This window comes from Bradyrhizobium sp. I1.14.4 (assembly GCF_050435825.1).
In the GTDB taxonomy this organism is placed as follows: Bacteria; Pseudomonadota; Alphaproteobacteria; order Rhizobiales; family Xanthobacteraceae; genus Bradyrhizobium.
Genome location: NZ_JBNDLA010000001.1, coordinates 190,863 through 204,372 on the forward strand (window position 1 = coordinate 190,863; position 13,510 = coordinate 204,372).

11 protein-coding genes and 1 pseudogene are annotated in these 13,510 nt (G+C 64.3%); 9 read left to right on the forward strand and 3 right to left on the reverse strand.

The window, feature by feature from the left end; genetic code table 11:
- Positions 1 to 77 precede the first annotated feature (77 nt).
- The 3 genes from htpG (at position 78) to ABIB78_RS00880 (ending at position 4,615) form a co-directional block, all read left to right on the forward strand.
- Positions 78 to 1,940: a molecular chaperone HtpG gene (htpG, locus tag ABIB78_RS00870; protein ID WP_429020371.1), complete on the forward strand. Its 1,863-nt coding sequence runs from the start codon at positions 78 to 80 to the stop codon at positions 1,938 to 1,940.
- A 241-nt stretch (positions 1,941 to 2,181) separates the two neighbouring features.
- Positions 2,182 to 3,387, forward strand: coding sequence for a zinc metallochaperone GTPase ZigA (gene zigA / locus ABIB78_RS00875; protein WP_429020373.1), 1,206 nt, complete (start codon positions 2,182 to 2,184; stop codon positions 3,385 to 3,387).
- Positions 3,388 to 3,463: 76 nt separating this feature from the next.
- Positions 3,464 to 4,615, forward strand: coding sequence for a DUF3095 domain-containing protein (locus tag ABIB78_RS00880; protein WP_429020375.1), 1,152 nt, complete (start codon positions 3,464 to 3,466; stop codon positions 4,613 to 4,615).
- 168 nt (positions 4,616 to 4,783) lie between these two features.
- Here ABIB78_RS00880 and ABIB78_RS00885 read toward each other — a convergent pair.
- The 3 genes and pseudogenes from ABIB78_RS00885 to ABIB78_RS00895 form a co-directional block, all read right to left on the reverse strand.
- Positions 4,784 to 5,219 (reverse strand): annotated as a pseudogene (locus ABIB78_RS00885) (DUF2147 domain-containing protein).
- A gap of 157 nt (positions 5,220 to 5,376) precedes the next feature.
- Positions 5,377 to 6,762, reverse strand: a complete 1,386-nt coding sequence (locus ABIB78_RS00890; protein WP_429020377.1) for an MATE family efflux transporter — start codon at positions 6,760 to 6,762, stop codon at positions 5,377 to 5,379.
- A gap of 293 nt (positions 6,763 to 7,055) precedes the next feature.
- On the reverse strand, positions 7,056 to 7,598 hold the full coding sequence (locus ABIB78_RS00895) for a GNAT family N-acetyltransferase (RefSeq protein WP_429020379.1): 543 nt from the start codon (positions 7,596 to 7,598) through the stop codon (positions 7,056 to 7,058).
- A gap of 165 nt (positions 7,599 to 7,763) precedes the next feature.
- Here ABIB78_RS00895 and ABIB78_RS00900 point away from each other — a divergent pair, with 165 nt between their 5' ends.
- The 6 genes from ABIB78_RS00900 to tolB all read left to right on the forward strand — a co-directional run bounded on the left by ABIB78_RS00900 (position 7,764) and on the right by tolB (position 13,507).
- Positions 7,764 to 8,363, forward strand: coding sequence for a superoxide dismutase (locus ABIB78_RS00900; RefSeq protein ID WP_021078629.1), 600 nt, complete (start codon positions 7,764 to 7,766; stop codon positions 8,361 to 8,363).
- Positions 8,364 to 8,459: 96 nt separating this feature from the next.
- Positions 8,460 to 8,846, forward strand: a complete 387-nt coding sequence (crcB, locus tag ABIB78_RS00905; RefSeq protein WP_429021491.1) for a fluoride efflux transporter CrcB — start codon at positions 8,460 to 8,462, stop codon at positions 8,844 to 8,846.
- 1,050 nt (positions 8,847 to 9,896) lie between these two features.
- Positions 9,897 to 10,610, forward strand: coding sequence for a protein TolQ (tolQ, locus tag ABIB78_RS00910; RefSeq protein ID WP_353702349.1), 714 nt, complete (start codon positions 9,897 to 9,899; stop codon positions 10,608 to 10,610).
- 43 nt (positions 10,611 to 10,653) lie between these two features.
- Positions 10,654 to 11,121, forward strand: a complete 468-nt coding sequence (locus tag ABIB78_RS00915; RefSeq protein WP_429020382.1) for a biopolymer transporter ExbD — start codon at positions 10,654 to 10,656, stop codon at positions 11,119 to 11,121.
- A gap of 34 nt (positions 11,122 to 11,155) precedes the next feature.
- The gene (locus ABIB78_RS00920) at positions 11,156 to 12,091 is read left to right on the forward strand and encodes a cell envelope integrity protein TolA (RefSeq protein WP_429020384.1); all 936 of its coding nucleotides are present in this window, start codon (positions 11,156 to 11,158) and stop codon (positions 12,089 to 12,091) included.
- A 72-nt stretch (positions 12,092 to 12,163) separates the two neighbouring features.
- On the forward strand, positions 12,164 to 13,507 hold the full coding sequence (gene tolB, locus ABIB78_RS00925) for a Tol-Pal system beta propeller repeat protein TolB (protein ID WP_429021493.1): 1,344 nt from the start codon (positions 12,164 to 12,166) through the stop codon (positions 13,505 to 13,507).
- The last annotated feature ends 3 nt before the right edge of the window (positions 13,508 to 13,510 follow it).

Consider the following 13,510-nt stretch of genomic DNA (forward strand, 5'->3'; position numbering starts at 1 on the left):
GCCGCTCGTCTTGCCACACGGCGCGATCGCGCTATATCAGGGCTTTCCCGCCACTTCCGGATTGTCCGAGTTTCCGCATGACCACCACTGCCGCCGCCGAATCCCAGCCGTTCCAGGCCGAGGTCGCCCAATTGCTGCACCTGATGGTGCATTCGGTCTATTCCGAGACCGATATCTTCCTGCGCGAGCTGATCTCGAACGCATCGGATGCCTGCGACAAGCTGCGCTACGAGGCGATCGCCGATCCCGGCCTGATCACCGACGGCACGCCGCCGGAAATCAGGATCGTCCCGAACAAGACGGCCAACACGCTTTCCGTGGTCGATACCGGCATCGGCATGGAGCGGGCGGAGCTGATCGACAATCTCGGCACCATCGCGCGCTCCGGCACAAAGTCTTTCCTGTCGAAGCTGACCGAGGCCAAGGACGGCGCCAATCTGATCGGCCAGTTCGGCGTCGGCTTCTATGCCGCCTTCATGGTCGCCGAGAAGATCGTCGTCACCAGCCGCCGTGCCGGCTCGGACGAGGTCTGGGTGTGGTCGTCGGAAGGCGGCAGCGGTTTCGAGATCGCGCCGGCAAGCGAGGAGGCCGCCCGGCGCGTCGCGCGCGGCACCGAGATCGTGCTGCATCTGAAAAAGGACGCCGCCAAATATCTCGAGAGCTACGAGATCGAACGCATCGTCCGCGAATATTCCGACAACATCCAGTTTCCGATCGTCCTGGTGCCGGAGGAGGGCGAGCCGCGCCAGATCAACTCGGCGAGCGCGCTGTGGCAGCGCTCGAAATCCGAGCTTAAGCCGGAGGACTATGCGCAGGCCTACAAGCAGATCGCCGGCGCTTTCGACGAGCCGGCGATGACGCTGCACTACCGCGCCGAGGGCCGGCAGTCCTATGCGGTGCTGTTGTTCGCGCCGTCGGCCAAGCCGTTCGACCTGTTCCAGGTCGAGCGCAAGGGCAAGGTGAAGCTATATGTCCGTCGCGTCTTCATCGCCGACGACGCCGAGCTGTTGCCCGCCTATCTCCGCTTCATCCGCGGCGTGATCGACAGCGAGGACCTGCCGCTCAACATCTCGCGCGAGATGCTGCAGAACAATCCGCAGCTCGCGCAGATCCGCAAGGCCGTCACCGGCCGCGTGATCGGCGAGCTGGAGCAGCTCGGCGAGAAGGAGCCGGAGACTTTTGCAAAAATCTGGGACGCGTTCGGTCCGGTCATCAAGGAAGGCCTGTGGGAAGACTTCGAACGCCGCGAGAAGCTGCTGGCGCTGGCGCGCTTCACCACCACGTCGGGCGAGAACCGCTCGCTGAAGCAATATGTCGACGACTTCAAGCCGAACCAGACCGAGATCTATTATCTGGTCGGCGACAGCGTCGAGCGGCTGAAGTCGAACCCGAAGCTGGAATCGGCGCGCGCCCGCGGCATCGAGGTGCTGCTCTTGACCGATCCGGTCGATGCGTTCTGGACTTCGGCGCCGCTCGATTTCGGCGGCAAGCCGCTGAAGTCGCTGAGCCAGGGCGATGTCGATTTCGGCCTGATCCCGCTGGCCGACGACAAGCAAGACAAGAAGGACGAGCCCGAGGCCGATGCCGCGACCACGATCGCCGTGATCAAGGACGCGCTCGGCGAGCGCGTCTCCGATGTCCGCGCCTCGCAGCGGCTGACCTCGAGCGCATCGTGCCTGGTCGCCGGCGGTGATGCGCGCGACCGCGCGCTGGAGCGGCTGCTTGCCCAGCAGAATCGCGCCGCGGTGACCAAGCCGATCCTCGAGATCAATCTGCGCCACCCTCTGGTCGCGGCGCTCGCGACTGACGCCGCGCAGGCCAGCGACCTCTCGCTATTGCTGTTCGAACAGGCGCAGATCCTCGACGGCGAGATGCCCGACGACCCCGCCGCATTCGCAAGCCGCATGAACCAGCTCGTGCTGCGGGGAATGGGGAAGTAGGCGAGGTCGTTCGTAGCCTCCACGAAGCGCAGCGTAATCCGGGTCATCTCGTCGGCTGAGACAGACCCCGGATATCGCTCCGCTCATCCCGGCTACGCACTTATGAGAATGGCAAAGCTGACGGCGCCGCATACCGGCGCTTGACAGGTCGCTGCCGTAATGATGTTATGTTATAACATTACACAAAGCCGATACCTCATGTCCCGCCGCCGGCCGTCCCTCCAGCAACTGTTTGATCTCGATGCAAAAACTCCCCGTCACCATCTTGTCCGGCTTCCTCGGGGCTGGAAAGACCACTTTGCTGAACCACGTGCTGAACAACCGCCACGGCCTGAAGGTTGCGGTGATTGTGAACGACATGAGCGAGGTGAACATCGACGCCGACCTCGTTCGTGATGGCGGTGCGAACCTCTCCCGGACTGACGAAAAGCTGGTCGAGATGAGCAATGGCTGCATCTGCTGCACCCTGCGCGACGATCTCCTGAAGGAGGTGCGCGCGCTCGCCGAGAGCGGCCGCTTCGATTATCTCCTGATCGAATCCACCGGCATTTCCGAGCCGCTGCCGGTCGCCGCGACCTTCGAGTTTCGCGATCAAGATGGCCAGAGCCTCTCCGACCTCGCGCGGCTCGACACAATGGTCACGGTGGTCGATGCCGCCAATCTCCTGAAGGACTATGCCTCGACCGATTTCCTCAGCCAGCGCGGCGAGGCGCTCGACGGCGACAAGCGCACGCTGGTCGATCTCTTGGTCGAGCAGATCGAGTTCGCCGATGTCGTCGTGCTGAACAAGGTCGATGCCGCGACACCGGCCGAGCGCGACGCCGCCCGCACCATCGTACGCGCGCTCAATCCGGAGGCCGACCTCGTCGAGACGAGCTTTGCGCAAGTCCCGTTCGACCGCGTGCTCGACACCGGCCGTTTCGCCTATGAGCGCGCGCAGCAGCATCCGCTCTGGCACAAGGAGCTCTACGGTTTTGCCGAGCATGTGCCGGAGACCGAGGCGTACGGCATCACGAGCTTCGTCTATCGCGCGCGGCGCCCGTTTGATCCGGTGCGGTTTCACGGCTTCCTGCGCGAGAGCTGGCAAGGCGTGATCCGCGCCAAGGGCCATTTCTGGATCGCGACGCGTCCGGATTGGTGCGGCGAGATGAGCCAGGCCGGCGCGATCGTCCGGACCGAAGGCCTCGGCTCGTGGTGGGCGGCGATCCCGCGCGAGCGCTGGCCGGATCATCCGGACTGGCAGCTGATGATGCAGCGGAGCTGGAATGATCTGTATGGCGATCGCCGGCAGGAGCTGGTCTTCATCGGCTCCGACATGAACGAGGACGATATTCGCGGTCGTCTCGATGCCTGCCTCGTCACCGGCAGGCCGGGCATGGACCCGCAAGCCTGGGAAAAACTTCGCGACCCGTTTCCGCCGTGGAGAAGAGCGGGCGAGGCGGCGTAACTCGGCAAAACCCGTCCCAATCCGCTGCGTATCTGCTAGAGAGTTTCGTGTCAGGCGGAAACGGTACGGCGTTGCGATGGCTGATGGCAGCGAGATCTTCTACGGCGGCATCCCGGTGTTTCGCGGTTTCGCGCGCCTGATGGATCCGGCGCTGTATGAGCCGTTGCCCGATGACTGGACGGTCGGCGTCGCCGATATCGTAGAGTCGACCAAGGCGATCGCGGCGCAGCGTTACAAGGCGGTCAACATGGCCGGCGCCGCGGTGGTCGCCGCGGTCACCAATGCGCTGGATGGACGCGAATTCCCCTTCGTGTTCGGCGGCGACGGCGCGAGCTTTGCGGTCGCGCCTGCCGATCTCGACCGCGCGCGCGAAGCGCTGGCGGCGACCGCGCGCTGGGTGCGCGATGATCTCGATCTGGTGCTGCGGGTGGCGCTGGTGCCGGTGGCCGCGATCCGTGCAGCGGGTGCCGATGTGCGCGTCGCGCGTTTCGGACCGTCGGCCAATCTCTCCTATGCGATGTTCTCCGGCGGCGGTTTGGCTTACGCCGATGCCGCGATGAAGCGCGGCGCGTTCGCGGTCGATCCGGCGCCGCCGGGCACGCAGCCCGATCTGTCCGGCCTGTCCTGTCGCTTCGAGGTGATGCCGTCGGCGCGCGGCGTCATCCTCTCGGTGCTGGTGCTGCCGGCAAAGGACGCCGATCCCGCTTCCTTCCGCAAGGTGATCGAAGACCTCGTCGTGCGGATCGAGAAAAGCCCCGATGCCGGCAGGCCGGTGCCGCCGGGCGGTCCGCCGCTGCGCTTTCCGCCGCAGGGGATTGAATATGAAGCGCGCGCCAAGCGGTTCGGCGGTCCGCTTGCGATGCGGCGTGCTGCGGTGCTGGGTTTTGCGTTCTGGGCCTTTGTCGTGTTTCGGCTCGGCCTCAAGGTCGGCACGTTCGCGCCAAAACTCTATCTGCAGCAGGTGGTCGAGAATTCCGACTTCCGCAAGTTCGACGACGGCCTGCGCATGATCCTGGATTGCACGCCGGAGCTCGCCGCCGAACTCGAGCAGCGCCTCGTCGCCGCAGCCGCGCAGGGCATCGTGCGCTACGGTCTGCACGAGCAGGATGCCGCGATGATGACCTGCTTCACGCCGTCGGTGATGCGCGCCGACCACGTCCACTTCATCGACGGCGCCCGCGGCGGCTACGCGTCGGCGGCGACGGTGTTGAAGATGCGCGCGGTGTAGAGCAGCTCGCGGCGACCTCCCTGCACCTCTCCCGCTTGTGGGGGAGGTCGGATCGCATCGGAGACGCGATCCGGGTGGGGGCTCTCTCCACAGTGGGACTCGTGGACCCCAACCCTCCCCCGCAAGCGGGAGAGGGGGGCACAGCTCTTCCGTGGTTGCTGCTAACGCTTACTTCCCAATCCGCGTCCAGGTCTCGCCGCCGCACAGGGCGCCGACGCAGCCTTCGACGCGCAGCGTGCTCTCGCCGGTGACCGTGATGCTGCTCGCATAGCTGCCGCCGTCGTCAGCATTGTAGATCTGGCCCGACCATTTGCCTGACGCGACCGGATGCATGCCGGAGAACAGCGGCAGCCCGACGATCGGCCGGTTGGCCAGCGACGGATTCGGATTCTTGTTGTCGACCTGCGGTCATCGGATCAATCGGGTCGCGCAGGCTCACGACCACGCCGCAGATGCCGCCGCCGCATTTGCTGATCTTGACGCGGGCATCGCCCGCCTGGGTCTGCCAGACGCCGAGCGGCTCAGGCGCGCCTTGCGCGTGCGCGGCGGGCACGCCAAGAGCCGTCGCAATGACTGCGATCACGAATCCTATTCTGCACGCCATGATTTATTCCCCAACCAGCTGGCCTGCATCACAAGTCGAAAAATTTCTGCAATGTCATATTCGCGCGATCAGGCGAGCGTGATGCGGAAAACTTTATCGCTTGCTGCCGAACCGGTCATGCTCGGGTAACGATCCGGTGCACGGCGGTCTGTCGTGCTTATCCCCAGCGGGTCAGCTTGATCGTCACGATCGTGGCGAGGCCGAATGCCACCATCGCGCCGCCGACCAGCGCAAACAGCGTCCAGGCCGGGGCGCTCACGGTAGCGAGCCACCAGCCGCCGATGCCGACCAGCAGCAGGCGGATGGTCCCGGCCAGCACCGGCCCGCCGACCTTGGCCGCCCCCTGCGAGGAGAAATAGAGGCAGACGCCGACGCCGAAGAAGCCGAAGCCCGGGCCGGCCAGCGCGAAATAGGACGAGGCCGCGGCAGTCACGCCGGGATCGGTGGTGAACAGCGCAATCCACAGCGTCGGCTTGAGTGCGACCACGAGTCCGACCAGCCCGACGACAAGTCCGGCGACCGTGCCGGCGGTCCACGCCACCTTGCGGGCCCGCGTGACCAGTCCCGCGCCAATTGCCATGCCGACCATCGGCACGGAGGCGACCCCGACCGCGAACGCGATCGGGATCAGCAAGAATTCGAGCCGCGAGCCCATGCCGTATCCGGCCAGCGTCTCGGTCCCGAAGCCCGACAGGATCTTGGTGAAGATCAGGATGGTCAGCACGCTCTGTAGCGGCGACAGGCAGGAGATCGCGCCGACCTTGAGGATGTCCAGGAACATCGCGCGCTGGAAACTGAACGCCGCGAAGTCGAGCTTCAACCGGCTGCGGCCGCTGGCGAGATACCAGGCGAGGAAGATCGCGCCGAGCGTGAAGGCCGTGAGCTGGCCCGCGGCGACGCCGCGCATACCGAGACTGGGCATACCGAACAGCCCGAGACCCAGCACGCCGCCGACCGCGATCTGGACTATCGAAACGGCGATCAGCGTCATCGAGGGAATTCGCATGTCGCCGGTGCCGCGCACCACGGAGGCGAGCGTGTTGACCAGCCAGATCGAGATCGCGCCGGAAAACAGCACCTGCGAGTAATGCACGGACTGCTCGAGCACGCCGCCGTGGCCGCCGAGCGACGCGTAGAAGCTGCGGCCGAAGCCCAGCATCATCACGGTGAAGAACAATCCGGCGCAGGCGCCTATGATCGCCGCATGCAGCGCCAGATCGGCGGCGCGGTCGCGGTCGCCGGCGCCGAGCGCGCGGCTGATCGCCGACGAGACGCCGCCGCCCATCGCGCCGGCTGACATCATCTGCGTCAGCATCGCGAACGGAAACACCAGCGCAATGCCCGCCAGCGGCTCGGTGCCGAGCCGGCCGATATAGGAGGTCTCGGCAACCGCGACCAGCGTCGAGCCGAACATCGCGATGGTGTTGGGGACCGCGAGCTTGAGCAGCGTCGGCAGGATCGGCGCGGTGAGCAGGTCATTGACCGGCGTGGCGTGCGCGGCTGTGGCAGGCTGCACGTCGTCGATCGAGGCATCAATGGTCATGCGTCAGCGGCTCGCTTTATCCTGGATCGTCATGGCCGGGCTTGTCCCGGCCATCCACGTCTTTCTTCGCGTGGAAACGAAGACGTGGATGCCCGGGACAAGCTCGGGCATGACGAGTTTGTGGAGACATTGACCGCGTCGATCACCCGCATGCGATTGCCTCGCAAGCGGGAGAGGGGCGCGCTGCCGATGCGGCTTGAATTCAGTGCCCAATGATCAGGCTCACAGCAATAAATGATGCTCAACATCCTAAGGGCAGTGAGAAGCGCAGGCCACCCGCGCTCGCGCGGGGGTCACCACGGCAGGCCGCATAGGTCGATCTTGCCCTGGCGCGGCGCGCGGACGATGTCGTTGACGAACGGTGCCATCGCCTCGAAGCGGATCTGCCCGGAGGGCTGTTCACAAGTGACTTCGCCGGTGAAAGGATGCCAGCCGCGCGCCTGGTAGAATGCGAAATTGTGCGGCTCGCAGAATAAGATTGCAAATTTTACCGCGTCATTGGCACGAATGGTGTGCACGGCGGCGTCAAGCGCGAGGGACGCATAGCCGCGCCGCCGGCAGTCCTCGCGGGTCGAGACCCCGCCGATGCCGCCGACATGCACCTTGTGGCCATTCCAGGTGATCGTCCGGAAATAGATACCGGCGTGACAAGCCAGCCCGCCGTCGTCTGGCGCGTCGAGCAGCACGCGCAAATCCGCGTGGGCCCATTTGATATCGGCCCAAGCTTGTTTCTCGGGTTGTTTTTCGACGGCATCCTGGCTCCAAACCGCCCGGAGCAACGGCTCGGCACGCCGCCATGACGCATCTCCGTTGAGAATATCGATTTCGATGCTCATCGTCTTCGGTCCTTGGTCTCGTTCTTGGCCTTGTTCTTGGCCTTGGGTTCTCGGCTGTGCCGATCTGTCATACGCGATCCGAAAATGCGGTATTTCTCAGCCGTGGAACCTTCTATAAGGGGGACCCGTTAAGTGTAGTCTTCCACCCTCTGTTGGACATCACCCATGACCTTCACGCTACCCGATCTGCCCTACGCCCACGACGCCCTTGCTCCCTACATGTCCAAGGAAACGCTGGAGTTTCACCACGACAAGCATCACCAGGCCTACGTCACGAACGGCAACAACGCGATCAAGGGGACCGAATTCGAAGGCAAGTCCCTCGAGGAGATCGTAAAGGGTTCGTTCGGCAAGAACGCGGCCGTCTTCAACAATGCCGGCCAGCACTACAACCACATCCACTTCTGGAAGTGGATGAAGCCGAACGGCGGCGGCAGCAAGCTGCCCGGCAGGCTCGAGAAGAAGATCAACGAAGACCTCGGTGGCTTCGAGAAGTTCAAGACCGATTTCGCCGCTGCCGGCGTCGGCCAGTTCGGCTCCGGCTGGGCCTGGCTGCAGGTCAAGGGCGGCAAGCTCGAGATCGCCAAGACGCCGAACGGCGAGAACCCGCTGGTCCACGGCGCGGTGCCGATCCTCGGCGTCGACGTCTGGGAGCACTCCTACTACATCGACTACCGCAACCGCCGTCCTGACTATCTGAAGGCGTTCGTCGACAGCCTCGTCAACTGGGATTACGTCGACGAGCTGTTCGGCAAGGCCGGCTAAGCCTCGGATGACGATTTTCTGGGCGGCGGCTTCGGCTGCCGCCCTTTTCTATTGGTGCTCCTTGCGGCGGCCGCGGCCATGCGGCACAAAGCGCGGATGGGGCAGGCGGCAAGCTATCTTCTGGTGTTCTTCGGCGGCGGTCTCGGCGCAACGCTCCGCCAGCTGATCAACGTCACCTGCGCGCGCAGCATCGGCACCGCGTTTCCCTACGGCACCCTCATCATCAACATCACGGGCTCGACCGTGATGGGCCTGATCGCCGGCTACCTCGCCTTCAAGGGCGAGGCCTCGCAGCCGTGGCGGCTGTTCCTGATGACCGGCATCCTCGGCGGCTACACCACCTTCTCCGCTTTCTCGCTCGACACCGCGCTGCTCTATGAGCGCGGCGAGCTCGGCCTTGCCGCGCTGTATGTGGTGGGCTCGGTGGCACTGTCGATCGCGGGTCTGTTCGCCGGACTTGCGATCGTGCGGCATCTGACTTGAGAGCGCGGGCCTCCGTCATTCCGGGGCGAGCGCAGTATGTGCTGGAAGTGACGGTGAGGCGAGCACGCCTCCGAGGCTCCCTCACGCGCGCGTGCCACTGAGTTGCCCGACGGCGCAAGCCCCCGCGGCGAAAATATTTCGCTTTATCAGAAGTTCAACTCAGTGTATGGTCTCCCCGTCTCACCCGATCGAGGGGCGCTTCGCGGTCGTCACGAACGTGGGTCGAGATGCGGTGGACGCCGATAGCGCAACTGACGAGTGCGCATGAAGCGGACGGTGAAGTCGTGTGGTCCCGACGCCCTAGTGGCAGGTGTCTCCCGCGAGATGCGAAGCATCTTCGCGAGACGGTGACAAAAAAGCCAAGTCTCGCCGGGGAGAGCACGAAGTAAGCCGTAAGCCATCGCGCAGGGAAAGCCGGATTGCTCCGGTTACACCTGTGGTCCTACCCCCGAGCTTTCTACCTTTTGCTCGGGGCCCATGGGTGCGATCGGCACCCGGCTTTCCCTGCGCCCTCTGTTCTAGAGAGGGCGGAACGAAGAGCAAAGCTCGGGCAATTCATGTCGCGAGAATGCGAATTTGCGTCCCAACCTACACCTGTCATCGCCCGGCTCGACCGGCCGCCCAGTACGCCGCGGCTTCTCAGTTCAAGCACTGCTGTCTCTGGAATACTGGATCACCCGCATGCGCGGGTGATGACACCGAGAAGCCGGTCTCTCCGGGCGTGTCGCCGCCCACCCTCCATCCGGTCGAAGCCATTCATCTCCGGAACCCGCCAACCGTCTCCTCCGGCGGCATTTCCCGCCTCCAAATTTCCCTTTGGTAACCTCGCCTTAACCATGATTAGCGTTTGGTTAGGGTCGGAATGCCGCGTGAAAAGCCCTCGTTTTGACATGTTGGCAGGGGAAGCAGGGCCCGGCTTTGGACGGGCCCCCCATGCGACAGATGTAAGAGGCTCTCGCGCAGTTTTGCCGCGCCGGGCGCGCGGCCGCGGAACCGGTGCCGATTGGCGGCCCGCCGAATTGGGACACTTGCGTTGAGAGGATATTGCCGATGAATCCCGCCGACGTGGCTCAGTCAACTCTGCCACTGGCATCGAGCGATGTGTCGCTGATCGCGTTGTTTTGGCAGGCCCATTGGGTCGTCAAATGCGTGATGTTGGGACTTCTGTCCTGCTCGGTGTGGGTCTGGGCGATCGCGATCGACAAGGTCCTGCTCTACGCCCGCACCAAGCGGGCGATGGACAAGTTCGAGCAGGCATTCTGGTCCGGTCAGTCGATCGAGGAACTCTATCGGGCCCTGTCCGCCAAGCCGACCCAGTCGATGGCGGCCTGTTTCGTGGCGGCGATGCGGGAGTGGAAGCGCTCCTTCGAGAGCCAGTCGCGGTCCTTTGCCGGCCTGCAAGCCCGGATCGAGAAGGTCATGAACGTCTCGATCGCCCGGGAAGTGGAGCGGCTGGAACGGCGGCTGCTGGTGCTCGCGACCGTGGGCTCGGCCGGCCCCTTTGTCGGCCTGTTCGGCACCGTCTGGGGCATCATGTCGAGCTTCCAGTCGATCGCGGCATCGAAAAATACCTCCCTGGCGGTGGTCGCGCCCGGTATCGCGGAAGCGCTGTTTGCCACCGCAATCGGCCTGATTGCCGCAATTCCGGCGACTATTTTCTACAATAAGTTCACCTCGGAGGTGAACCGGCAGGCCGCGCGCCTGGAGGGGTTCGCCGACGAGTTCTCCGCCATCCTGTCGCGTCAGATCGACGAGCGGGGCTGAGATCAATGATGGTCACGATGGTCACTCTTGTGAGCGCACGATCATGGCGATGAGCATGGCAGGGTCCGGCGGTAGTGGCAGACGCCGCCGCGGGCGCAAGCCGGTCATGGCCGAGATCAACGTCACGCCGATGGTCGACGTGATGCTGGTGCTGCTGATCATCTTCATGGTGGCGGCGCCGCTGATGACGTCGAACATCGACATCGACCTGCCGGTCGCGAGCGGCGGCAAGTCGATCTCGTCGAACCAGCCGCCGCTGACGCTGTCGGTCAAGCGCACCGGCGGCGGCTGCAACTCGAATGTCGAGCTCTATCTGGGCGACGCACCGATCACGGCCGCCGATTTTCCGTCCAAGATCAAGGCGATCGGGGACGCCCGGTCGGATGCCGAGAAAGTGGTCTATCTCCGTGGCGACAAGGACGTCTGTTACACGGATATGATGAAATTGCTCGGGGAGGTCCGGGCCGCGGGATTTAAGGCGAATATCGTCATCATTCCGGAAGGCGGATAACCACCATGTGCGGCAAGGCACGGGGAAGCCTGATTTGAAGGTCAAAGTCGACAAGACTCTGGCGGCGTCGATTGCCCTGCACGTCCTCGTGATCGGGTGGGGCCTCGTGTCGTTTTCCACCAGGGCGTTCGTGATGCCCGAAGAAGAGTCCGTCGCGGTCGACGTGATCTCCGCCGATCAGCTCTCCCATGTCATGACCGGCCAGAAGGACGGCAAGAAGGAAAATCCCAAGCCGCTGGTCGACAAGGTCGCCGAAGCCAAGCCGGTCGACGACATGGTCGGCAAGGTCGAGGAAAAGAAACCGCCGGTGGTGACCGAAACCGCGCCCGCGCCGACGCCGAAGGTGGAGAAGCCCGAAGACAAGAAGCCGGATCCGCCGAAGAAAGTCGAGAACAAGCCGAAGGAAGAGCCGACGCCGGTCGAGAAGAAGCCCGATCTGGAGAAGCCCGACCCGATCGCCGAAGCGATCAAGAAGGAAGAGAAGAAGCCGCCGCCGAAGCCTGTCCAGCAGGCCGCCAAGCCGCCGCCGGAACAGAAGCCGAAGGAGCGCACCTTCGACCAGAGCAAGATCGCAGCGCTGCTCGACAAGCGCGATCCGACGCGCACTGCGGCGACCGGCGATACGCTCAACGCCAATGCCGCGCTCGGCACGGCAAAGGGCAAGGCCGCCGACAACTCCGCGAGCTGGGGCGCGATGTTCAGGCAGCAGGTCGAACGCTGTTGGAAAAACAAGCCCTACGGCAGCCTTGAGGAGCAGCGGACCCAAGTGGTGATCGATGTCGATCTGAAGCGCGACGGCACGCTCGCGCGCATGCCGGTGGCAGAAGGCGCTCCGGCTACGCCCTACATGCGCGTCTATCAGGAAAGCGCCCTCCGCGCGATCATCGCATGTCAGCCGTACAATCTGCCTGCGGGCTGGTTCGACGAATGGAAAGCATTCGCACCAGTGTTCAAAGAGAATAATACGTAAGATCAGCTGCGACGCTTGACCTATAGCTAACAAAGTCTACGGACAATGACCGACAACAATAATTTGCGTGCAATGATGTTTCGCCTCGACCGCCGACAGATGATTTCCGGCATGGCCGCCTTTTCCGCGCTCGCGGCTGCGCCCTTCCGTCAAGCCATCGGACAGGAAGGCGGGCGCAAGCAGGTTCCCATCCCGGGGGGCGAGTTCGCGCCGGTGCCGATTGCGATCCCGAATTTTGCGGCCGGCACGCCCGGCGACGCTGAAGTCGGCGTTGGCGTGACGCAGGTGATCACCAACAATCTGAAGCGCAGCGGATTGTTCGCGCCGATCGATCAGGCCGCCTATCTCGAGAAGCAGATCAACATCGACGCGGCGCCGAACTTCAACAACTGGAAGAGCATCAACGCGCAGGCGCTGGTGACCGGCCGGATGACGCGCCAGGGCAACGGGCGCGTCAAGGCGGAGTTCCGGCTCTGGGACGTCAACACCGGCCAGCAACTCGCCGGTCAGCAGTATGACACTTCGGCCGAGTACTGGCGGCGCATCGCGCACATCATCTCCGACCAGATCTACGAGCGCATGACCGGCGAGAAGGGCTATTTCGACACCCGCATCGTGTTCGTCGACGAGAGCGGCTCGGCGGATCGCCGCGTCAAGCGACTCGCGCTGATGGACCAGGATGGCGCCAATGTGCGCTATCTGACCCGCGGCTCGGACCTCGTGCTGACGCCGCGCTTCTCGCCGTCGACCCAGGAGATCACCTATATGGAGTTCGGGCAGGGCGACCCGCGCGTCTATCTGCTCAACATCGAGACCGGCCAGCGCGAGATCGTCGGCAACTTCCCGGGCATGTCGTTCTCGCCGCGCTTCTCGCCCGACGGCCAGCGCGTGATCATGAGCCTGCAGCAGGGCGGCAATTCCAATCTGTTCGTGATGGACCTGCGTTCGAAGTCGATGACCCGGCTGACCGACACGCCTGCGATCGACACGTCGCCATCTTACGCGCCCGACGGCACGCGGCTCTGCTTCGAATCCGATCGCGGCGGCAAGCCGCAGATCTATGTGATGCCGGCAACCGGCGGCGCGGCCCAGCGCATCTCGTTCGGCGACGGCACCTATTCGACGCCGGTGTGGTCGCCGCGCGGCGACTACATCGCCTTCACCAAGCAGGGCGGCGGACAGTTTGCGATCGGCATCATGAAACCGGACGGCTCGGGCGAGCGCATCCTGACCTCGGGCTTCCACAATGAAGGCCCGACCTTTGCGCCGAACGGGCGCGTCGTGATGTTCTTCCGCGATCCCGGCGGCAACAGCGGTCCGTCGCTGTTCACCATCGACGTCTCCGGGCGCAACGAGCTGCGGGTGCCGACCCCGGGTTTTGCCTCCGATCCCGCCTGGTCGCCGCTGTTGTCGTGAGCT